This window comes from Xanthobacter autotrophicus (genome assembly GCF_029991245.1).
GTDB lineage: Bacteria > Pseudomonadota > Alphaproteobacteria > Rhizobiales > Xanthobacteraceae > Xanthobacter > Xanthobacter autotrophicus_C.
In genome coordinates this window covers 1-20,181 of the sequence record NZ_JAIVFO010000084.1, presented here as the reverse complement: position 1 = coordinate 20,181, position 20,181 = coordinate 1, and the positions used below count along the sequence as shown (strand labels likewise).

General features: G+C 69.6%; 19 protein-coding genes and 1 pseudogene. 8 read left to right on the top strand and 12 right to left on the bottom strand.

The genetic code is table 11. The features are described from left to right. Nucleotides 1-620, bottom strand: a pseudogene (locus tag K9U41_RS14595) (hypothetical protein); the annotation flags it as partial. A gap of 161 nt (nt 621-781) precedes the next feature. On the opposite strand from K9U41_RS14595, the gene K9U41_RS14590 reads away from it, so the two are divergent. Both K9U41_RS14590 and K9U41_RS14585 read left to right on the top strand, forming a co-directional pair. Then, nucleotides 782-1,603, top strand: a complete 822-nt coding sequence (locus K9U41_RS14590; RefSeq protein WP_282641578.1) for an alpha/beta fold hydrolase — start codon at nt 782-784, stop codon at nt 1,601-1,603. Next, the gene (locus tag K9U41_RS14585; RefSeq protein WP_282641577.1) at nt 1,600-3,138 is read left to right on the top strand and encodes an MDR family MFS transporter; all 1,539 of its coding nucleotides are present in this window, start codon (nt 1,600-1,602) and stop codon (nt 3,136-3,138) included. The genes K9U41_RS14590 and K9U41_RS14585 overlap by 4 nt, the downstream gene beginning before the upstream one ends. Here K9U41_RS14585 and K9U41_RS14580 read toward each other — a convergent pair. Continuing rightward, nucleotides 3,133-4,137, bottom strand: coding sequence for a patatin-like phospholipase family protein (locus tag K9U41_RS14580; RefSeq protein ID WP_282641576.1), 1,005 nt, complete (start codon nt 4,135-4,137; stop codon nt 3,133-3,135). The two genes, K9U41_RS14585 and K9U41_RS14580, sit on opposite strands and share 6 nt — an antisense overlap. A gap of 257 nt (nt 4,138-4,394) precedes the next feature. Here K9U41_RS14580 and K9U41_RS14575 point away from each other — a divergent pair, with 257 nt between their 5' ends. Continuing rightward, on the top strand, nt 4,395-4,766 hold the full coding sequence (locus K9U41_RS14575; protein WP_282641574.1) for an STAS domain-containing protein: 372 nt from the start codon (nt 4,395-4,397) through the stop codon (nt 4,764-4,766). Nucleotides 4,767-4,808: 42 nt separating this feature from the next. Here K9U41_RS14575 and K9U41_RS14570 read toward each other — a convergent pair whose 3' ends face one another. Continuing rightward, nucleotides 4,809-5,693 carry a LysR family transcriptional regulator gene (locus K9U41_RS14570; protein WP_282641573.1) on the bottom strand — a complete coding sequence of 295 codons (885 nt, stop codon included), beginning with the start codon at nt 5,691-5,693 and terminating at the stop codon, nt 4,809-4,811. 160 nt (nt 5,694-5,853) lie between these two features. On the opposite strand from K9U41_RS14570, the gene K9U41_RS14565 reads away from it, so the two are divergent. Next, nucleotides 5,854-7,041 (top strand): MFS transporter, encoded by a 1,188-nt coding sequence (locus K9U41_RS14565; protein ID WP_282641572.1) that lies wholly within the window; start codon nt 5,854-5,856, stop codon nt 7,039-7,041. Between the two features lie 159 nt (nt 7,042-7,200). Further along, nucleotides 7,201-7,494, top strand: a complete 294-nt coding sequence (locus K9U41_RS14560) for a hypothetical protein (RefSeq protein ID WP_282641571.1) — start codon at nt 7,201-7,203, stop codon at nt 7,492-7,494. A gap of 661 nt (nt 7,495-8,155) precedes the next feature. Here K9U41_RS14560 and K9U41_RS14555 read toward each other — a convergent pair. The 5 genes from K9U41_RS14555 to K9U41_RS14535 form a co-directional block, all read right to left on the bottom strand. Then, the gene (locus K9U41_RS14555) at nt 8,156-8,671 is read right to left on the bottom strand and encodes a Dps family protein (protein WP_282641570.1); all 516 of its coding nucleotides are present in this window, start codon (nt 8,669-8,671) and stop codon (nt 8,156-8,158) included. A 197-nt stretch (nt 8,672-8,868) separates the two neighbouring features. Next, nucleotides 8,869-9,384: a hypothetical protein gene (locus K9U41_RS14550; RefSeq protein ID WP_282641569.1), complete on the bottom strand. Its 516-nt coding sequence runs from the start codon at nt 9,382-9,384 to the stop codon at nt 8,869-8,871. Between the two features lie 170 nt (nt 9,385-9,554). Then, nucleotides 9,555-9,929 carry a response regulator transcription factor gene (locus K9U41_RS14545; protein ID WP_282641568.1) on the bottom strand — a complete coding sequence of 125 codons (375 nt, stop codon included), beginning with the start codon at nt 9,927-9,929 and terminating at the stop codon, nt 9,555-9,557. 120 nt (nt 9,930-10,049) lie between these two features. Then, a complete protein-coding gene (locus K9U41_RS14540) occupies nt 10,050-10,706 on the bottom strand; it encodes a response regulator transcription factor (RefSeq protein WP_432715799.1) in 657 nt (218 codons plus the stop codon). Next, nucleotides 10,703-12,166: a sensor histidine kinase gene (locus K9U41_RS14535; RefSeq protein ID WP_282641567.1), complete on the bottom strand. Its 1,464-nt coding sequence runs from the start codon at nt 12,164-12,166 to the stop codon at nt 10,703-10,705. The genes K9U41_RS14540 and K9U41_RS14535 overlap by 4 nt, the downstream gene beginning before the upstream one ends. Nucleotides 12,167-12,699: 533 nt before the next feature. Between K9U41_RS14535 and K9U41_RS14530 the strand changes: the two genes are divergently transcribed. Then, entirely contained in the window at nt 12,700-13,440 is a 741-nt protein-coding gene (locus K9U41_RS14530; RefSeq protein ID WP_282641566.1) for an AraC family transcriptional regulator, read from the top strand. Here the strand turns inward: K9U41_RS14530 and K9U41_RS14525 are convergent. Next, nucleotides 13,404-13,826 (bottom strand): hypothetical protein, encoded by a 423-nt coding sequence (locus K9U41_RS14525; RefSeq protein ID WP_282641565.1) that lies wholly within the window; start codon nt 13,824-13,826, stop codon nt 13,404-13,406. The two genes, K9U41_RS14530 and K9U41_RS14525, sit on opposite strands and share 37 nt — an antisense overlap. 64 nt (nt 13,827-13,890) lie before the next feature. Here K9U41_RS14525 and K9U41_RS14520 point away from each other — a divergent pair, with 64 nt between their 5' ends. Both K9U41_RS14520 and K9U41_RS14515 read left to right on the top strand, forming a co-directional pair. Beyond that, nucleotides 13,891-14,679: an SDR family NAD(P)-dependent oxidoreductase gene (locus K9U41_RS14520; protein ID WP_282641564.1), complete on the top strand. Its 789-nt coding sequence runs from the start codon at nt 13,891-13,893 to the stop codon at nt 14,677-14,679. Between the two features lie 291 nt (nt 14,680-14,970). Further along, entirely contained in the window at nt 14,971-15,318 is a 348-nt protein-coding gene (locus K9U41_RS14515) for a hypothetical protein (RefSeq protein ID WP_282641563.1), read from the top strand. A 109-nt stretch (nt 15,319-15,427) separates the two neighbouring features. Here K9U41_RS14515 and trxA read toward each other — a convergent pair whose 3' ends face one another. From trxA to K9U41_RS14500, 3 genes are all read right to left on the bottom strand, one after another. Further along, on the bottom strand, nt 15,428-15,748 hold the full coding sequence (trxA, locus tag K9U41_RS14510) for a thioredoxin (RefSeq protein WP_282641562.1): 321 nt from the start codon (nt 15,746-15,748) through the stop codon (nt 15,428-15,430). Nucleotides 15,749-15,834: 86 nt separating this feature from the next. Further along, complete coding sequence (gene addA / locus K9U41_RS14505) at nt 15,835-19,323, bottom strand: double-strand break repair helicase AddA (RefSeq protein ID WP_282641561.1); 3,489 nt, start codon at nt 19,321-19,323, stop codon at nt 15,835-15,837. Beyond that, on the bottom strand, nt 19,320-20,181 hold an 862-nt coding region (locus tag K9U41_RS14500; protein WP_282641560.1), incomplete at its 5' end, for a PD-(D/E)XK nuclease family protein. The genes addA and K9U41_RS14500, both read right to left, overlap by 4 nt.

Sequence of the window (20,181 nt, the reverse complement as noted above, 5' to 3'; positions counted from 1 at the left end):
GTGGGGCTCAGCTCCGGGATGTCGGGATAGACCACATAATCCCCGGCGCAGAAGGTCTCCCGCAGCCCCGCCCCGATGGGGGCGACCCCGTTGTTGAGGGCGGCGATGTTGATGGGCAGCGCCATCATCAGGGAGCCGAGCGGCGTCATCAGCGCCAGCAGCCGGTCTCCGTTGTCCCGGCCCAGCACCTTGTAGAGCGGATGGTCCACCAGCGCGAACGGCTCGTCCGACCACGGGCTCCAGTGGGCGTTGATGATGTTCACATAGGGCACCTGGGTGAGCTGCGCGCTGATGGCGAGGGACTGGCGCATGTCGCCAACCACCAGTTGCGGCTGCACCAGCCGCATCAGGCGCACATCCTCGCGCACATAGGCGTTGAAGGTCTCGACGCTGAACAAGGGCTGGTTCTGCTTCAACAGCGCGGTACTGGTGGCAGGATCGATGGAGGACTTCAGCGCGATGGTGCGGTAGGGGCGCGGACCGATCAGGGCGTTGAAGCGCGGGTCGCATGCCAGCGTCACCCCGTAGCCGGCGGCATGGAGCGCATCGGCCAGCAAGGTGGGGCGGACCACGTGCGTCAGGGTTACGGCTTCACCCATCAACAGGATATGCGGCTTCATCTCCACCCCCGCTCCGGCCACGATCCGCAGGACCGCGACGCGGCAGCAAAACCGCTCCGGCAGCCCTCGCCCCGAACGCACCTTGAGAAAAACGCTCAACTGGTGTGACTATAGCAACGACCATATGCCCCGACATCATCGCTGCCGGCGAGATCCTGACAATGGCTGATTTTCTCCTCGTGCACGGCGCCTGGCACGGCGGGTGGTGCTGGCGCCGCGTGGTCGAGATCCTGGCCGGCGAGGGCCACCGCGTGTTCGCGCCCTCCCTCACCGGCCTCGGCGACCGCGCCCACCTGCTGTCGCCCGACGTGGGCCTCGCCACCCATGTGAACGACGTGCTGGCGGTGATCGAGACGGAAGAGCTGAGCCAGGTCATCCTGTGCGCCCACAGCTATGGCGGCGCGGTGGCGACGCAGGTGGCGGACCGTGTGCCGGCAAAGATCGGCGCCCTCGTCTTTCTCGATGCCCTGCTGCCGCAGGATGGCCGCTCGCTGCTCGATCTCGACACCCCCGAGCGTCGCGAGGCCATCGTCTCCCGCGTGGTGGAGACGCCGCGCGGCCCGGTGCTGCCCCCCGCCCCCGCCGCCCTCTACGCGCTGGCCGCGCCCGAGGACGTGGCCTGGGTCGACCGGCGCTGCGTGCCCCAGGCGCTGCGCACCTATACCGATCCGGCGGTGCTGACCGGGGCCTGGCTGCAGATCGAGGTGCTGGCCTATGCCTGCACCCTGCGCTTCCCGGCGCCCGATTTCCGGGATATCGCGGCGCAGCTCGCCAAGGACCCGCGCTTCACCATCCGCGAGTTGCAATCCGGGCACGATGCCATGATCGACGTGCCGCAGGACGTGGCCGGCCTGCTCCTCGCCTGCGCGGAAGCGGCCCACGCCGCAGCAGCGGGCGCAGCCGCCTGCGACGGGTCATCCCCCTCCCCCGGCGGGACGGCGCCGGCCGCGGCGGTGGGATCGTCCGCAGGATCGTCCTCGTGAGTGCACCCGCACCCGCTCCCGTCCCCGCCGCGAGCGACGATGCCGCCATCGCGCTGCCGCCGGAAAAATTTCATCGCGTGCTGGCCGGGCTGCTGCTGGTGCTGGCGCTGAGTTCGCTCGACGCCAATATCGTCGGCCCGGCCCTGCCGCTGATCTCCAGCGAATTCGGCGCCCTCGACAGCCTGACCTGGGTGCTGACCATCTTCCTGCTCACCAGCACCGCCGCGACGCCGCTCTACGGCAAGCTGAGCGACATGTATGGCCGCCGGCCCCTGCTCACCATCGCGGTGCTGCTGTTCCTTGCCGGCTCGGCCTTCAGCGGCCTGGCCCAGAGCATGAACCAGCTGATCCTCGGCCGCGCCATCCAGGGGATCGGCGCCGGCGGGCTGATGACGCTCACCCAGATCACCATGTCGGACCTGGTGTCGCCGCGGCGCCGCGGCAGCTACCAGGGATTGTTCGGAGCGGTGTTCACCATCGCCAGCCTCGCCGGCCCGCCGCTGGGCGGCGTCATCGCCGAATTCTGGTCCTGGCGCTGGATCTTCTATGTGAACGTGCCGCTGGGCGCCGCGGCCCTGGCCCTGTTGTGGATGGGCCTGCCGCCGGGCGTGCGCACCACCAGCCACCGTATCGATTTTCCCGGCTTCGTCGTCATCATGGCCGCCACCAGCTGCGTGCTGCTGGCGCTGAACCAGGGCAGCCACGGCAGCTGGACCTCCCCGGGTGTGATCGCCCTCGCCATCGCGGCCGTGGGGCTGGCGCTGCTGCTGGGGCCGATCGAAGCCAGGGTGAAGGAGCCGCTGATCCCCCTCGCCATGGTGCGCAACAAGGTCTGGCTGATCGCCACCAGCGTCGCCACACTCATTACCATCGCGGTGTTCGGCGCGCTTGCCTTCCTGCCCCTGTACCTGCAACTCGTGGGCGGCCTCTCGCCCACCGCCTCCGGCATCGCCATGGTGCCCTCGGCGGCGGGGCTGATGCTGTCGCTGCTGTACGGCGGGCGGGCCATCACAAGGACCGGCCGCTACAAGGTGTTCGCGGTCACCGGCGTCGGCGTCGCGGCCCTGACGCTGTTCGCGCTCGCGCTTTCGGCCTATGCCCTGCCCTCCCCCTACCTCATGGGCGCGCTGCTGTTTCCGCTCGGTGCCGGGCTCGGCCTGCTGATGCCCGGCCTGACGGTGGCCTACCAGAACGCCGTGGCCCACGAGGACATCGGCACCGCCACCTCCACGGCGGGCTTCTTCCGCTCCCTCGGCGGCGCCTTCGGCATCGCGGTGGCGGGCGCGATCCTCGCCATGCAGGCGGGAGGACTGCTGCCGGCCGGCGGCGGGCAGGACATGGACAATATCGGGCTCGGGCAATTGTCCCAGCTGGGCGCGGCGGGGCAGTTGATCGTGGTTTCGGACTACCAATCCGCCATGTTCACCATCTTTGCCGCCGCCGGCGTGGTGGCGGCGCTGGCGTTCGCGCTCATCCGGCTGTTGCCGGAGCAGGAGCTGTCCGACGTGGCCAACAGGCTTGGGGCCAAGTCATGAAGCGGTCCCGCCGGCCGCCGGCGCCACCGGTTCAGCCGGCCCCGGAGCCGCAATCCAGCCGATCTCCTCCAGCTGCGCCAGCGCCGCACCGATATCCGCCTGTTCCGCCATATCCTCCTGCCGCTGGTTGAAGACCTCGGGCGGGACGGAGGCCTCCGGCTCCAGGTCGGTGGCGAGGAACGGGTCCAGGCGCACGAACCGGTCTTCCAGGATCCGGCTGGCCTGGTAGGTGGTGGCCTGAAGATTGGCTTCCATCACCAGCTTGATGAGGGCGAGGGGGCGCTCCATGTTCAGCAGCCACCCGCCATATCCCACGTCGCCGCCCGGCAGCGCCATGTAGCTGTTGGCCTGCCCCTGGCCCACCGAGAGGATCATGGTGGTGGCAAGGTCGGCGGTCAGGAAATCCATCGCCATGGTCAGGGCGCACATGCTGGGATTGTTGGCATAAAGGCCGCCGTCCACCCGCCCCTGGAACACCGGGTGCAGCACCGGGATCGAGCTGGAGTGGAGCGCGATATCGGCCAGCAGCGGCGACACCGGCAGCTCCTGCGCCCCGAGATTGTGATGAATCTCGATGGACCAGTGGCGATATTCCTTCAGCCCCACCTTGTTGTCGACGGCCACTGCCGGCATCAGCAGCCGGCGCCGGACATCGCGCAGGCGCACCTCGCCCAGGAGGTCGCGCAGGTGCTGGTAGAGCGTCTCGTGGGTCAGGAAGGCGGACAGGCCCGACATGGCGGCCAGGGTGCGCGGGCTGAACGGTCCCGCCCCCTCGAACGGGTGCCAGAGCTGCCAGAATGCGATGGCGCGCTCGACCCCTTCGCGGACCGTATCGGACACCGCGATGATGGCGCAGGTGACGGCACCGGCGGACGTTCCGGCGAAGACATCCACGTCTTCCAGCAGCCCGGGCTGCCCGTCCAGCAGCCGCCGCAGCAGGTGGCAGGTGATCAGCGGCCGGGTTCCACCATCGAGCGAAAGGATCTTGAGAGGCGCCATGGAGCCGTGCAACCCCGTCTGTGCTAACAACCCCGGAGGCTGGCCTGAACCTGCCGATTCCGTGTCGGTTCACGTTAACATGTCACGGACCGGGAGTGATTTGGAGCGGGAGCGATCTGGGATGGGCCTTCCTGCGATGGGTCATGGCGCCCGATGACAGGTGACAGGGACGAAATGAGGATGCCCTCGCACACGGGTGCGGCGCCACGGCCCGCGCCCATCGGCAGCTTGCGTCCCGGCAAGACGGACGAGGTCTGATGCTCGACATCAAGCATGCCACCCTCGGCAACATCCTGACCGTGAACCTGACCGGCCAGCTGAACACGCTGGGGTGCGGCCAGCTGGGCGAGCTGCTCGACAACTGGCTCGGGACCGGCGGAAGCAACACCCTGATCGATTTTGCCGGCGTCACCTACATCAACAGCACCGGCCTGAGGCTGCTCTGGCGCCACCACAGTCTTGTCAGCGGCAAGGCGGGACTGGTGGTGCTGTCTTCGGTCCACTACACCATTTTCCAGGTCTTCGACATCAGCGGGCTGGCGCATCTGTTTCAGTTTGCCAACACGTTCGACGACGCCCTCGTGCGCTTCCAGGCGCCCCCTACGGACAGCCCCGCCACCCCCGCATGATCCCGGCGGCCCATCCGCTGCGCCCCTGGGGCGAGCCGCGCCTCAGGCGGTTTCCTTCAGCCGCGCGGACACGGCATCGATGAACAGGCGCACCTTGCACGGCACCATGCGGCGCGTGGGGTAGACCGCCCAGATGCCCAGCGCCTCGGGAACGGCATCGGCCAGGGCGACCTGCCGCAGCGCGCCGGTGGCAAGGTCGTCCCGCACGTTCCAGCTGGAGAGGTTGGCGATGCCGAGGCCGCCGCGGCAGACCTCGTGCAGGGCGTCGATGGAATTGGCGGTGAAGCGCCCCGCCACCTTCACCCGCCGGATTTCGCCGCCGGCGCGGAAGCTCCAGTGCGGCGCCGCGCTGACCGTGAGGCAGGCGTGCTGCTGAAGCGCCGCAAGGTCGTGAGGCGATCCGCAGCTTTCGAGATAGGCCGGCGCGGCCACCAGCACCCGCGGGCTGTCCGCGATCCTGCGGCCGACAAGGCTGCTGTCGCTGGGCGTGGCGATGCGGATGGCCAGGTCCATGCCCTCGGCGATGATATCCACGACGCTGTCGGTGAGCTGAAGGTCCACCTGCACCTGCGGATTGGCCTGCATGAAGCCCGCCACCAGGGGCGCGACCATGTGCCGGCCGAAGGCATGGGAGGTGGTCACGCGCAGAAGTCCGCTTGCCCCCGCACCCTTGCCCTTGACGCTCGCCAGCCCGGCGGCGTGCTCCTCCAGCATGGCCCGGGCATGGGGCAGCAGGGCGAGGCCTTCATCGGTCAGGGAGAGCGCACGCGTCGAGCGATGCATCAGCCGCACGTCCAGCTCGCGCTCCAGGCCGGCCAGCAGCCGGCTCGCCGCCATGGGCGACAGCCGCAGCCGGCGGGCTGCCGCAGCAAGGCTCCCCGCCGAGGCGGTCTCCACGAGGAGGGTGAGGGCGCCCAAATCCATCATAACGAATTCCGATAGGATCGTGCATCACGAGAAGACACTATATCCCACGCAGCACCATCCTATCTTCCATTGCAACAGACGCCGGCCGGCCCAACACGGCCGACCCGACATGGCCGTCCCAAGGCGGCCGTCCCGGCGTGCCGAATACGGAGATGGAGATATGACCGCGCACGAGATCACGTCCGAGGAGTCCGCCGCCGGCCCCGGCGCCACATTCGCGATGGCGGCTGCGGCGGGGATCGCGGTCGCCAACATCTATTACAACCAGCCCATGCTGGCGGTGATCGGGCAGGACCTGCCCGGGGGCCTCACGGTTGCCATCCCTACCGCGACCCAGCTCGGCTATGCGCTGGGCCTGTTCCTGCTGGTGCCGCTGGGGGACCTGGTGGAGCGGCGGCGCCTCATCGTGGTGCAGTTCGTCGTGCTCGCCGCCGCGCTGGCGCTGGCGGCCATCGCCCCGAGCGCGCTGGTGATCGTGCTGGCCTCCTTCGCCGTGGGCCTTGCCTCCACCGTGGCGCAGCAGATCGTGCCGCTCGCGGCGCACCTCGCCGCGCCCGCGCGCCGCGGCGCGACGGTGGGCATGGTGATGGCCGGCGTGCTCAGCGGCATCCTGCTCAGTCGTACGCTCGCCGGCATCGTCGCCACCCACGCGGGCTGGCGGGAGATGTTCTGGCTCGCGGTGCCCATGGCGCTCACCGCGGCGGCGCTCATGGCCGCCATCCTGCCCCGCAGCGCCCCCGATTCCCCCATGGGCTACGGCCGGCTCATGGGCTCCATGGTGGAGCTGTGGCGCGAATTCCCGGCGCTGCGGCTGGCGGCGGTGACCCAGGCCCTGCTCTTTGGCGCGTTCACGGTGTTCTGGACCATCCTCGCCTTCCGGCTGGAAACCCCGGAATTCGGCCTGGGGCCCGACATTGCGGGCCTGTTCGGCCTCGTCGGCACCGTGGGCATCCTGGCCGCCCCCATCGCCGGCCGCTTTGCGGACCGCCACGGCCCCACCGGCGCCGTGGTGCTGGGAACGGCGGTGACCCTCCTCTCCTGGATCGTGTTCGGCGCCTGGGGGTCCATCGCCGGCCTCGTGGTGGGCTGCGTGCTGCTCGACTTCGGCATGCAGAGCGCCCTGGTCTCTCACCAGCACATCGTCTTCGCCTTGCGGCCGGCGGCGCGGGCCCGGCTCAACACCCTGTTCATGGGCGCCATGTTCCTCGGCGGCGCGGCGGGCTCGGCCCTCGCGACGCTCGCCTGGACCAGCGGTGGATGGGCCATGGTGAGCGCGCTCGGCATCGGCTTCGGCGCGGTGGCCACCGCCCTGCAGATGCGGGCCCGGATGACGCACCGCCACGGGTGAGAGACGGCGGGCGCCGGCCGCGGGAGGCTGCGCTCCTTCGCCTCATACCAAGGTTTCGCCGGCTCGATATCTACAGACTAGACTTACCCCGGAACGCATAATTTTGCACAGACCGTCATGGCGTTAAGTTGTTTTCGTACTCAACAAGGAGTTCCAGCCATGAACGCGCATTTCAAGATCCTCGCCACCCTCGGCACCGTGGCCTTCGTGGGCATCGGCATCATCAACACCGCCTATGCTGACGAATACACGGCGAAGGAGAACGAGCAGGAATACCAGGTCTTCGCCAACGACTATGCCAACGGCCACAACCGTGCCCTCTTCTTCGGCAACCAGCCGCACGCGGTGAACGTGCCGAACGTGCTGCGCCACCCGGCGCCCGCCACCGTGCCCGCCACCGCCCCGAACCCCCACTGGGGCCCGGCCCAGGACGCAACCTCGCAGGGTCTCTGACGACACCCCGCCGGTCCAGCCGGTTCCCGCACAACGGGCGACGGCCTGACCGCCGCCCGGTGCTCCCGGTCTGCAGTGCGCAAGCCCGCGCTCCGTCCCGCAAGGACGGGCGCGGGCGCAGCTGTGTCGGCATCCAGGACGAAAGCCGGAAAAGCACCATCCGACGCGATTGATTTATCGGATACTGGTATCAAGCCCGCACGGGACTTGAGCGCAACCGCCGACATCGGTCGGCACTTCCCGCGCCAGCGCGCGTTGCACAGTGAACCGCCTCTAGAGCGTTTTCCGCTCGCCCTGGCTGGCGGCAATCGCTCTAGAACTTTGTGTTAACGCGTTTTCTTCACGCGAACCGGTATCCACTTCGCTTGAAAACGCTCTAAACTTGAGAAGAGAAAACGCGCCCGGAACGCGTAGGGGCCGTCGACGCGCCTTCCAAAATCCCGACGGCCAGGTCCCGGCCCCGCATCCATCGACCGATTGTCTCCGGCCTCCGCAGATGCGAACCGCGCCCATCCAGGGCTTGCACCAGCGGCCCGGGTCTTTGACCGGTGCTCATCGCCCGTCGGCATGACCTCCAATTCGCGCCGTTCAGCCCACGCCGCTCCAGACGCGCAAAAGCCCGCCGGCGTGAACCGGCGGGCTTTCTTGGCGGGACGATCGCTCAGCGGGTGCGGGTGATCTCGAAGAGGAACCATGCCCGGCGCTCGGCTTCGTCGATCCAGTTTTCCACGAGGCTTGCCGTGGCCACGTCGTGATACGCGTCACACACGTTGTGCACCTCCCGCAGGAAGGTCACCAGGCGGCGGTTGTCTTCGGCCAGTTCGGCGATCATGTCTTCCGGCGTCACATAGTCCGCCTCGTTGTCGGCGAGCCGCTGGAGCCGGTGGATGCGGCCGATGGAGCGCAGCGTGGTGCCGCCCACCTTGCGGGCCCGCTCGGCGATGTCGTCAGTGGCGGCGAAGATCTGTTCGCCCTGCTCATCCAGCATTAAATGGTAATCGCGGAAGTGCGGACCCGACATATGCCAGTGGAAATTCTTCGTCTTCAGGTACAGGGCAAACATGTCGGCAAGCAGCCCCGTGAGTGCGGCGGCAAGATCGCGGGTGGCGTCCGCGCCGAGGTCGGTGGGGGTGTGCAGCGGGGCGGCCTGGCGGGCCTTGGCGATGGTGGTGGTCATTGCGGCAATCCTTTCATTCCGATTGAAGCACGCGTCAGGGCCCGTGCGGCCCGAAGCGTCCTCCCTCACGCCTGCATCAGCGCTCGGAGGCGGTGTGGAACGAGATGAATCTTAGTGCCCCGGCACCCCCGCCAGAATCGCCCAATCGTGTTCCGGACTCATACTTGGGTTTCATCTGTTACTTGGATTTCGTCTGCTCAGCGCAAATGGAGGCGGGCCCAGCGCGCCAGCACGCGCAGCCGCGCCTTGAGTTCGGCGAGGCGCAGCCAGCCCACCACGGAGGCGCGCACGGCGCCCGCGGTCTCGATAAGCCAGGCCATGGGCCGCAGGGTCATGAGCTGCGTCCGCCCGGCGGTGAAGATGCGCTCGATGAGGACGAAGCTCACGAGATTGGCGAGGAGGAAGACCAGCGTCCCCATCGTCCCGTGGCCGTTGGCGATGCCGATCAGCGCCAGGAATTTCAGCGGCTCGACCACCACATAGGGCACGCCGATGAGGACCAGGACCGCATAGGGCGAGCGGCGCGCGATCCATCCCTCGAAGGCCTGCATGAGTCGCAGCGCGGCGATGCGCCGAATGAGCGGGCGGTAGAGCGGCCGCACCAGTTCGTCGAGCAGGATGACCACGCCGCACACGACGCGGAAGCCGGTCCGCAGCACGGCGATGACCGGGTTCCTGGAGATGCGGCGGGAGGGCGGGGCGATCTGCGGCATGCGCGGCGACGATCAGGGCCAATTGCGGCCGACTTCGGGCCGCAGGTCGGGAAAGCGCGCGACCGGAAGCACCAGCCCGCGCAGCCTGCTGGCGCGGGCCGGTCGGGGTCAGCCGGCCTTGGGCCATTCTGCAGGGAAGGATGTGCCGCAAAGGCGCATCGCCAGTTGCATCACAGCTGGGCGGGGCCGGACCTCGCCTGCAGCGCGCGGTCGATGCATTCGATCATGACGTTGCCGTCGAAGGGCTTGGCGAGGAAGCCGAAGGTGCCTGCGGCATCCACCTGCCGGCGGATGCGCTCCTCCGGAAAGGCCGTGATGAAGATGAGCGGGGTCAGGTCACCCCGGGCGCGCAGGTGGCTGCGCAGTTCCACGCCGCTCATGCCGGGCATCTGTACATCGGTGATGACGCAGTCGGTTTCGCCGAGCAAAGGCGAGCCCAGGAAATCCTCGGCGGAAGCGAACGACTTCGCTCCGAAGCCCAGCGACCGGACAAGGCTCTCCGTGGCGACACGGACCGACTCGTCGTCGTCGATGATCGTGATCATCGGGAGAAGGCGCACTTCAAGTTACCTCGACACCAGGAGGCCTGCGCGAGCTTGCGCGGGATCTGCCCTCACTATAGCGCCCTCCCCCTCGCGACTTGAATCATACACACGTTTGCGCGCTCAGCCTTTGGCATTGTCGAGGCCCAGCGCCTGGGCCATGCGCACCAGATCGGCGAGGGAGTGCGCCTCCATCTTGCGCATGACATGGCCGCGATGGATCTTCACGGTGATCTCGCTCAGCCCGACCTCGGCGGCCACCTGCTTGTTCATGAGGCCGGCGGTGACCAGCGCCATCACCTGCTTTTCCCGCGGGCTCAGCGTCTCGTAGAGCGTCGTGAGGCGGGAGGCGGCCTTGCGCTCGTCGCGCCGCGCCCGGTCGATCTCGATGGCGGCGGCGACGGCGTCCAGCATGTCCTGGTCGCGGAACGGCTTGGTGAGGAAATCCACCGCGCCCGCCTTCATGGCTCGCACGGTCATGGGGATGTCCCCGTGCCCGGTCATGAAGATCACCGGCATGTCGGTGCCCGTCCGCGCCAGCTGGGCCTGGAAATCAAGCCCGCTCACGCCCGGCAGCCGGATGTCGAGCACCAGGCAGCGTGGCACCTCGGGGAGCTTGGCAGCGAGGAACTCGGCCGCCGAGGCGAACAGCGCCACCTCCAGGCCGATGGAACGGAACAGGCTCGACAGCGCCTCGCGCAGGGCCGCGTCGTCATCCACCACGATCACCACGGGATCATTGGATGGCGGCGCGGGACGGGACGGCGAACGCTGGATCACGACACGGTTTCCCTGGCGCGGGGCAGGACGAGGGTGAAGCGCATGCCGCGCATCGCGGTGCCGTCGCCGCGGGCGGCGAAGATGCGGCCGCCATGGGCCTCCACGATGGAGCGGGAGATGGACAGGCCGAGGCCCATGCCGTCCTTCTTGGTGGAGAAGAAGGGATTGAACAGCACCGGCAGCTTCTCCTCATCCACGCCGGGTCCATCGTCCTCGACGGTGATGGCGACGCCGGGGGCGTCGTCGTCGTTGGGCGCGACGGAAATGCGCAACCGCCGGTGCTCATCGGCCTCGCCGTCCATGGCCTGGATGGCGTTGAGCGCCAGATTGATGACCACCTGCTGCAGCTGGACCCGGTCGCCGAGCACCGGCGGGAGCGCGGGGGCGATGGCCATGTGGAGGCGGACGCCGTGGTTGGACAGTTCCCGCTCGATCAGCATCACCGTCTCCTCGATCACCTCGCCGAGGTCGAGCCGGACATGGACCGGCTCGCTGCGGCGCGCCAGGGCGCGCAGCCGGGCCACCACCTCGCTGGCGCGGCGGGCATTGGCGATCATGCGCTCGACGGACACCTCGGCCTCGCCCATGTCCGGCACCGGCCGCCGCAGCCACCTGAGGCAGGCCTCGCCGTTGGTGACGATGGCCGCCAGCGGCTGGTTGACCTCGTGGGCGATGGAGGCGGTCAGCTCGCCCAGGGTGGTCACGCGCGTCACGTGCGCAAGGTCGGCCTGGGCCTGGTGCAGCTCGTTCTCGGCCCGCTTGCGCTCGGTGATGTCGCTGTTCGTCTCCATGGTGGCCACCGGGCGCCCGCGCGCATCGCGCTGGAGCGACCAGCGGCTCATGGTGGTGACGAGCCGCCCATCCCGCGTCATGTGGACAAGTTCGCCTTCCCAGCGTCCGGTGCGCAGCACCTCGGCGACGATCTGCTCGCGCGGCGCAGGAAACCGCGTCCGCAGCAGCGTCGCCGCCTGTTGTCCCACCGCCTCGACGCCCGACCAGCCGTAAAGCTGCTCCGCCCCCTGGTTCCAGGAGGTGATGATATCGGCGGTGTCGCGCACGAAGATGGCGTCGTGGGAGAGATCGAGCAACGCCGCCTGGTCACGCAGGGAGCGCGTCGCCTCCTGGTTGCGGAGCGACAGCAGCGTCGTCACCGTGATGGCGGCGATGCTCACGAGGCCCCGCATGGTGGCGGAGAGGGTGTAGTTGTCCGCGTGCATGATGGCGAAGCTGAGCACGGTGAGGCCGATGCAGGCGCCGGCGATGAGCAGCAGCCCCGCCTTCTCCACGAAGCTCGCCGCGAACAGCACCACCACCACGTAGAGCACGGCGATGGCCATATCGAGCGGCGAAAACGTGTCGATCAGGAAGATCGCGGCGGCCCATAGCGCCGCGAGCGCCAGCCAGCCGCGCGAGCGGTTGGCGCTGCCGTCCTGGATGCTGGCGGTCCCCGACGCGGACATGAGGAGCCTTCGTGGATTGAAACAACAGATACGGTATTGGACGGTTTCAATACTGGGCGGACTTGCAGGCACGACGCAAGGTGATGGGTTGCCCCCACTTAACCGCAGGGCGCCGGGCGCGTCTTGCATCAAAGTCCACGTCTGTCCCAATCGCACGGCGCCGGCCGGACTGCTTGCATCGCGCTCGCCACGACGCGACCGGCGCGCGCCGGACGTGGAGGAGGAGGTTCCATACCAAGGTATGGCCCGGCCCATCCCATCATATGGATCGCGAAACCGACGTAGAATGGAGTGACGGCGCCCGATCGATACTCTGAGAACACCGCCAGCCGGCGACGGGGCAAGTCCTCCGGAGTGCAAGACGGGATCCACCTCATCCCTTTTCCAAGTGTTGGGATGGCGGAACCTTCTCTTCCTCAAGATGACAGCCCGCGGCTTTGTCCAGCTCCGAGACTCATGGGGTCCCGATCATGTCTTTCCATGTCTCGCCGTCTCTTGAAGGTCGCTCGCTCCCGCCCCGCGCCAAGCAGGCCTTGCCCCCAGCCGTCATCACCGACGCCGCGCCCGCCGAAGGTCATCGCGCCGGCGTCACCGTGCCGGCCGAGACCATCCCCTTTGCAGTGGCCCGCACGTGGGCCTTGAGCGGACCGCGCGGCGCCGTCGTCGCGACCGACCCGGTGGTCCAGCACCTGTCGCTGGCGCTGGAGGCGGCTGAGCGCAGCGGCGACGCCTTCGCCGGCCTCTACGCCGACGCGCTGCGCCTGGCCGTCATGGCACGGACGCTTGGCCAAGGAACGCTTGGCCAAGGAACGCTGGGGCAAGGAACGCTGGGGCAAGGGACGCTCGCCCAATCCGCGCTCGACGATGGGCAGCCGCTGCCGGCACAAGCCCCCCGGCCGGACGGAGCCCCGGCGCGGTCGATGCCGCGGATCAAGTCCGGCCTCGTGGCCTGGCGGCTGAAGCGCGTGATGGCCTTCATCGAGGCCCATCTCGCCGAGCCGGTGACCTTGACGGAGATGGCCGAGGCTGCGGGCCTCAGCCGGATGCATTTCGCCGCCCAGTTCCGCCGTGCCACCGGCCTGCGGCCGCACCAGTTTCTGCTGAAGCGGCGCATCGAATGGGCGCAGGATCTGCTGCGCGACACCCGCGATCCCCTGGTCCAGATCGCCCTTGCGGTGGGGTTCCAGACCCAGGCCCATTTCACCACCGTCTTCCGCCGCTTCGTCGGCGACACCCCCTACCAGTGGCGCTGCGCCAACGCCGGGCGTCGCTGACCGGTCGCCCCGCCACGTCCCAGGTGGCGCCGCACCGGCGCCACCGCCGCGGCCGAACGGGCCGCCAGCAAGGCCTCGGCAATCTCCTGGCCCCGGCTGGCGAGCACCGAAAGCAAAGTGTCGCTGAGGCCGTGGGTGCTCTCATTGGTGCCCTGGATGAACACCGCCGGCCGGAACTCGGGGGCGGTGGCGAGCCGGTAGTCGCGCCCCACCGCGCCGACGGTGACATAAGGCTCCAGCCCGCCGAGCAGCGCCCGGCCGCTGTCGCGGGCATAGCCGGTGGCCAGCACCACGGCGTCGTAGATGGCCCGGCCCTCCGTGCCATCGGGGCCGATGGACACGCCCAGCCGTGCGGCTCTGGCGCCGCGCACAAGCCCGCCGCGCACAAGGGCATTTCGTTTCCAGGCGCACCGGGATAAGAGGGACCAAAATTTGGGAAGCGAAACGCTCATGTCCTCCACAGATCAGAAGGTCGCCCTCGTCACCGGCGCCGCGCGCGGCATCGGGCTTGCCGTGGCGAAGAAGTTCCTCGCCGAAGGCTGGCGCGTGGCGCTGCTCGATATCCAGGGCGCGCTGCTCGAGGGCGCCGTCGCGAGCCTCGGCGAAGCCGACCGCACCTTGGCCCTCACCTGCGACGTCTCCGACGCCAAGGGCATCGCCGCCGCCGTTGACGCTCTGGTGGCGCGGTTCGGGCGGCTCGATGCGCTGGTCAACAATGCCGGCGTCGCGGTGTTCAAGCCCCTGCTGGAGATCGACGACGCGGAATGGAGCCGGGTGTTCGAGGTGAACCTCAGCGGCCCGTTCATCTGCACCAAGGCCGCGGCGCCGCTGATGCGCGAGCAGGGCGGCGGGGCCATCGTCAACATCACCTCCATCTCCGGCCTGCGCGCCTCGACGCTGCGCACCGCCTACGGCACCAGCAAGGCCGCCCTCGCGCATCTCACGAAGCAGCTGGCGGTGGAACTCGCGAGCCTCGGCATCCGCGTCAATGCGGTGGCACCCGGCCCGGTGGAAACCGCCATGGCCAAGGCGGTGCACTCCCCCGCGATCCGCGCCGATTATCACGACAGCATCCCGCTCAATCGCTACGGACTGGAGCAGGAACTGGCGGAGGCGGTGTTCTTCCTGTGCAGTGACCACGCCAGCTACATCACCGGCCAGGAACTGGCGGTGGATGGCGGCTTCGATGCCGCCGGCATCGGCCTGCCGACCCTGCGGGGCGCCCGCCGCAACGGCTGACAGCAATGGCCGATGAGCCTGCCTCATCGGCCGCCGGTCTTGAGCCCGCGCCGATCAGCGTACAGTGCCATTTGCCCGGATCGCGCTCCAAGCCCGCGCTCCAAGCTCGTGCTTCAGGCCCGCGCTCCAGCCCCGCGCGGCGCGTGAGCGACACCCATTCTGGCGCCGGTCATCAACCTTTTGTAAGCCCTGCCGCCCGATGGCAGGGAACGTCTCCCCTGCGCCGGCATTCCCTCTTCAAAGCCCCCATGGACACGCGTGGCGCGTCCCAACGGCAGAAGAGGACTTGTGATGATGTTCGGCTTTCCCTTCCACGCCCGGCGCACGCCGCCGCAGGCCCGCGATCTCCCCACGGCCCACATGGTGGCACGGCTGGTGCCCGCGGCGCCGTGCGGCTGGGTCTTCTTCGACGGCAGCGAAACCCGGATGGCCACCGAGGATGGCGCCGACCTCATCATTCCCGGCGGCGCCTTCTTTCCCAGGGAGGCGCGGCGCTATGCCAGTGAAAGCGACGCGCACGCCGAGGCGGCCCGGCTCAACGACGCGAGCCTGTGCCTCGACCGGCCCTGGCGGGTGAAGCCGGCGTCCGCCTTCAAGGTCAAGAGGTCGTCCTTCGCCGATGCGATGGCGCAGTTCTGAGAACCATACAACTTCAAGTTGAAAAACTCTGGAGACAGCGCGGCACGACAAAGCCGCCGTCGCCCGTCAGGACACCGGCGGCTTGTGCCCGAAGCGGGATCAGCCGGGCTCAGATCGCGGCGTTGATCCACTGCACCAGCTTCGCCTTGGGGGCGGCGCCCACCTGGCGGGAGGCGATCTTGCCATCCTTGAAGAGCAGCAGGGTGGGAATGGACATGATGCCGTACTTGGAAGCCGTGGCAGGATTCTCATCCACGTTCAGCTTCACGATGCGGATCTTCTCGCCCATCTCGCCGGACACTTCCTCGAGGATGGGGGCCACCATGCGGCAGGGGCCGCACCACTCGGCCCAGAAGTCCACAATGACGGGCGCGCTGGACTGAAGCACGTCCTGCTCAAAATTCTGATCCGAAACCTTCTCGACCGACATGGCAGACCTCGTAGGGGGGAACCGGGGGAACTACTGAATGTTGGGACCGAACGTAGGGAGCCCCTCCCCTCTTCGTCAAGGCGCCGTCACGGCGAGGTGAGGCCGAGCCGCACCAGCGCCGCCTGCAGCCGGCCGGATTCGAGCCGGAAAACGCGAGGACCCGCCGTATAGACCAGCCGCGCCTCGAACGCGCGCCCCGCGAACACCTGCGACAGAAGAGCGCCATAGACCGCAAGCTGCGCCACATAAGCCTCCGCCACGTCTTCCGGCCGCTGGGGTGGCGAGCGGTCGGTCTTGAAGTCGGCGACGATCAGCAGGTCGGGCGTCACCGCCAGCCGGTCGATGCGGCCGGAAACATGGAAGTCCGCTCCCTCCCGCGCCTTCAGCCGGCCGATGACCGGCACTTCCGCCCGGCTTCCCGCGCCGAACAGGTCCGCGAGCGGCGCATGGCCGAGGACGCCGAGCGCTTCCTCCAGCACCTCCCGATGGATGTCGTCCGCCACCTTGTCCGCGGCGTGCCGCAGCAGCCTCAGCCCCGCCGTGGCGCGCTCGGGCGCCGGCAGGTCGGGCAGGCCGGCGAGCAGGCGGTGGACCAGATCGCCCCGCACCAGGGGCGACAGCGCCGTTTCTGGCGCCGGGGTGCGCAGGGGCGAGGGACCTGCGGCTTCAGTCTTGGAGGGGCGCAGCAGGCGCGGGGCCTGCTCCGGCGCCGGCGGATGGGAGAAGGCGGGAAGCGGCGGCTCGTCCCCTGTCGCGGAAGAGGCCACCGCCGGCCCGGCCACGGCGAGGCCCGGCCCCTTGTTCCAGCGCAACACCGGACCCGCGAAGCCGATGGCGTCCCGCTCCTGCGCCTCCGGGGCGAGGGCGGCGCGGACCAGTTCGTACCAGCAGCCCTCGGGGCGGGCATGGGCCTTGTCCTTGGCCGGCGCGCGGGTCTCCGCGCCGCAGACGATCACCGCATCCTCGGCCCGGGTGAGGGCCACATAGAGCAGGCGGCGGTGCTCCTCCAGCTCGCGGGCGGCGGCGGCGGCGCGGGCGGTTGCGAGGCGCTCGGGGTCTTCCGCCTTGCGCGGGGCGAGCACCGGCACCTCGCCCTGCGGCCCCGGCACGCACAAAAGGCCGCCGGCGGAGCGCGCCTTGGGCATGTCCACCGTATCGGCGAGGATGACGATGGGCGCCTCCAGGCCCTTGGCGCCGTGCACCGTCATCACCCGCACCTCGTTGCGGCCGCTCTCCATGTCGCGCTTGGTCTCGGCGCCACCCCGGCGCAGATAGGCGAGGAAGCCGGCGAGGCTGGCCGGCTCGGTGGATTCGTAGGCGCGGGCCAGCGCCATGAATTCGTCCAGCACGTCCGCCGCCTCGGGGCCGAGCCGGGCCAGCATGGCGCGCCGGCCGCTGTCGCGGCCCAGCACGCGGGCGTAGAAATCGAACGGCCGCAGCAAGGCCGCCTCTCCGCGCCACGCGGCGAGCCGCGCCCATGCGCCGGCATGACGGGGATCGGACGCCTCCTTCAGCGCATCCACCAGCCGCCCCGCCCGGCCGGGGCACAGGGCGAGGAGATCATCGTCGGTGAGGCCGAACAGCGGGCTCTTGAGCAAAGCCGCCAGCGCCAGATCGTCGTCGGGGGAAACCAGAGCGTCGCCCAGGGCCATCAGGTCGAGGGCGGCGATGTGCTCGGCCACCACCAGGCGGTCGGCGCCCGCGACCTCCACCTGCGCGTCCTTCAGCTCCTTCAGGGCGCGGATGACGGCCTCGAACACCCGCCCGCGCCGGCGCACCAGCACCAGCACGTCGCCCGCGCGCATGGGCCGGCCCTGCCGGGAGGGGATGGCAAGGCCGGTGGCGATGCCGGCCTGGATGAAGCCGGCGATGCGCTGGGCCAGCCGGCTGACCGGATCGTCCGCCGGCGCCTCGTCCAGCGGGCGGCGCCAATTGTCGGGCTGGGTCGCGGGCTCCGGCGTGGTGGTGGGCCAGATCTCCACCAGGGCCGGCGCATCGGCGCGGATGGCGGCGTGCACGGGGGCCACCGCGTCCAGCGTGAGGCCATCATGGGCCTCGGGGCGAGAGAAGATCTGGTCCACCGCCTCCAGCACGCCCGGGGCGGAGCGGAAGGAATGGGGCAGTTCCACCCGCCGCAGGGCATTCGGCCCCGCCTTGCGGGCGAAGGTGGCGCGCATCTCGCCGAAGGCGCGCGGATCGGCACCCTGGAAGGAGAAGATGGACTGCTTCTCGTCCCCCACCACGAACAGGGTGCGCGTCACGTCCTCCCGCGCGCCGGCGCCGGAGAAGAAATCGTCGGCAAGGCCCTGCACCACGCGCCACTGCTGCGGGCTGGTGTCCTGGGCCTCGTCCACCAGAATGTGGTCGATGCCCTGGTCCAGCTTGTACTGCACGAAGGTGGGCTGGTCCGACAGCAGCTGGGCGGCCTTGACGATGAGGTCGTCGAAATCCAAGAGCCCGCGCGCCGCCTTCTCCGCCTCGTAGCGGCGGACGGCCTCTGCCGCGAGGGTCAGTGCCGCCTCGGTGCGCTCCAGAGTGCGGGCGCCCAGCAGCTGGTCGGCGAGGAGCGCGAGGCGGTCGCGCTCGTCCCGCAGCCGCGCGGCAAGACCGGGGGCACGGTCGGCGAAGCCCTTGGTGAAGAGGTTGCGGTCGGAGCGCGGACCCTCCGACCCGAAGAACACCCGCCGCCAGGCGGCAAGGCCGGACGCCATGTCTCCCACCTCGGCGGCGGCCAGAAGATCATCGCCCCGTGTGCGGTCGGTGGCCTTGTCGGAGGCGGCCAGCTCCGCCGCCGCACTCGCCCATTCGGAATGGGGCAAATGGGGGCTCGCCAGCATCTGCACTTCCAGATCCGCCACGCGCGCATCCGCCGGAAGATCGAGCGCCCGCGCCACAGCTTCACGCCGCGCGCGCGGCGTATCGCCCAGCGGCTGGATGCGCGCGCGCAGGGCGATGGCGGCCTCCAGCAGGCCGGACAGGCCGCTGTCGGACATGTCCTGCGTCAACCGCGCCAGCGCCTCGCCCAGGGGCGCGTTCGGCACGCGGGTGGCCGCCACCACGAGGTCGGCGCGGATGCGGGCCATCAATTCCTGACGGCCCACCTCGTCCAGCTCGCCGAAGCCGGCGGCCACGTCCGCCTCGAACGGGAAGCGGTGCAGCAGCGCGCCGCAGAAGGCATGGATGGTCTGGATCTTCAACCCGCCCGGCGTCTCCAGCGCGGCGGCGAACAGCCGGCGGGCGCGGGCGCGCAGGGCGGCGTCGGTGGCCGAGCCCACCGTGTCGCGGATGGCGGCATCCAGCTCCCCATCGGGCAGGCGCACCCAGCGACCGAGGATGGCCAGCACCCGGTTGGCCATGTTGGCCGCCGCCGCCTTGGTATAGGTGAGGCACAAAATGCGCCCCGGCGGCGTGCCCGCCAGCAGCAGGCGAATGACGCGGCGCGCCAGCACATGGGTCTTGCCCGAGCCGGCATTGGCCGACACCCAGGCCGAGAAGGCAGGGTGGGAGGCCTCCGACTGGCGGCGCGTCGCCTCGGACTTGGGGTCGCGGGCAGCGGAGGCAAGGTCAGCGCTCATTCGCCCTCCTCCCCGGAAAGCGCCCATTCGCGCACGCGGGCGAGATGATCATAGGTGCCGAAGGTGCCGGACCATTGCGGCGCCGCCAGCGAGCGATAGCCCTGCGCCTCGTTCTCGAACGCCATGAGCAGGCTTTCAAGGCCCGCGAGCGCGGTCTCGGCGAGGTCCATGGTGTCGCGGTCCTTGATGCGGATGGGCTTCTCCTCGCCCCCCGCTGCGCCGCCCTTCAGCTCCACATAGAGCAGGTCCACCACGTCCACCGGCGGCACGTCGGGGAAGGCGCCGCGCCTGGCCATGGCGGCTTCCAGCGGCAGCTGGGGCGAGAGGGAGGCGACCTGTTTGGCGCTCGGCGCCGTGCCGGTCTTGTAGTCGAGAATGTTGAGCAGGCCGTCGCGGCGCACCTCGATGCGATCGGCCCGCCCGGTGAGGCGGAAGGCGGCGCCGCCCAGCGGGATTTCAAGGCTGCCCGAGGCTTCCGCCACCACATGGTCGAGATGCACGCGCCGCTCCCGCTCGAAGGCGACGAGGAAGCCCGCCGCCCGCTCGAACCGCGCCCACCACAGGGCATGCTCGGCGGGAAAGGCCTTCAGCGGGGCGAAGGCGCGCCGGCCTTCCTCCAGCAGCTGTTCCAGCGCATCGGGCGGCAGCTTGCGGGGGTGCTCCTGGGTGAAGCGGCCGATGGCCTCGTGCAGGGCCGATCCGCGCTCCGCCCCGCCGGGGGCGGCGTCCAGCGGATCGAGGGGGATGAGGCCCAGAACGTGGCGGGCATAGATGGAATAGGGATCGCGCAGGAAGGTCTCCACCTCCGTCACCGAAAGCCGGCGGGGCCGCAGCGCCAATGGCGGGGCCGGCGCGGGG

What these genes read in the sequence shown, in the direction of transcription:
- K9U41_RS14545 (WP_282641568.1), bottom strand. Translation starts at nt 9,929, where the DNA reads ATGATCACGATCATCGACGACGACGAGTCGGTCCGTGTCGCCACGGAG.
- K9U41_RS14580 (WP_282641576.1), bottom strand. Translation starts at nt 4,137, where the DNA reads ATGGCGCCTCTCAAGATCCTTTCGCTCGATGGTGGAACCCGGCCGCTG.
- K9U41_RS14565 (WP_282641572.1), top strand. Translation starts at nt 5,854, where the DNA reads ATGACCGCGCACGAGATCACGTCCGAGGAGTCCGCCGCCGGCCCCGGC.
- addA (WP_282641561.1), bottom strand. Translation starts at nt 19,323, where the DNA reads ATGAGCGCTGACCTTGCCTCCGCTGCCCGCGACCCCAAGTCCGAGGCG.
- K9U41_RS14590 (WP_282641578.1), top strand. Translation starts at nt 782, where the DNA reads ATGGCTGATTTTCTCCTCGTGCACGGCGCCTGGCACGGCGGGTGGTGC.
- K9U41_RS14570 (WP_282641573.1), bottom strand. Translation starts at nt 5,693, where the DNA reads ATGATGGATTTGGGCGCCCTCACCCTCCTCGTGGAGACCGCCTCGGCG.
- K9U41_RS14555 (WP_282641570.1), bottom strand. Translation starts at nt 8,671, where the DNA reads ATGACCACCACCATCGCCAAGGCCCGCCAGGCCGCCCCGCTGCACACC.
- K9U41_RS14515 (WP_282641563.1), top strand. Translation starts at nt 14,971, where the DNA reads ATGATGTTCGGCTTTCCCTTCCACGCCCGGCGCACGCCGCCGCAGGCC.
- K9U41_RS14575 (WP_282641574.1), top strand. Translation starts at nt 4,395, where the DNA reads ATGCTCGACATCAAGCATGCCACCCTCGGCAACATCCTGACCGTGAAC.
- K9U41_RS14560 (WP_282641571.1), top strand. Translation starts at nt 7,201, where the DNA reads ATGAACGCGCATTTCAAGATCCTCGCCACCCTCGGCACCGTGGCCTTC.
- K9U41_RS14550 (WP_282641569.1), bottom strand. Translation starts at nt 9,384, where the DNA reads ATGCCGCAGATCGCCCCGCCCTCCCGCCGCATCTCCAGGAACCCGGTC.
- K9U41_RS14535 (WP_282641567.1), bottom strand. Translation starts at nt 12,166, where the DNA reads ATGTCCGCGTCGGGGACCGCCAGCATCCAGGACGGCAGCGCCAACCGC.
- trxA (WP_282641562.1), bottom strand. Translation starts at nt 15,748, where the DNA reads ATGTCGGTCGAGAAGGTTTCGGATCAGAATTTTGAGCAGGACGTGCTT.
- K9U41_RS14520 (WP_282641564.1), top strand. Translation starts at nt 13,891, where the DNA reads ATGTCCTCCACAGATCAGAAGGTCGCCCTCGTCACCGGCGCCGCGCGC.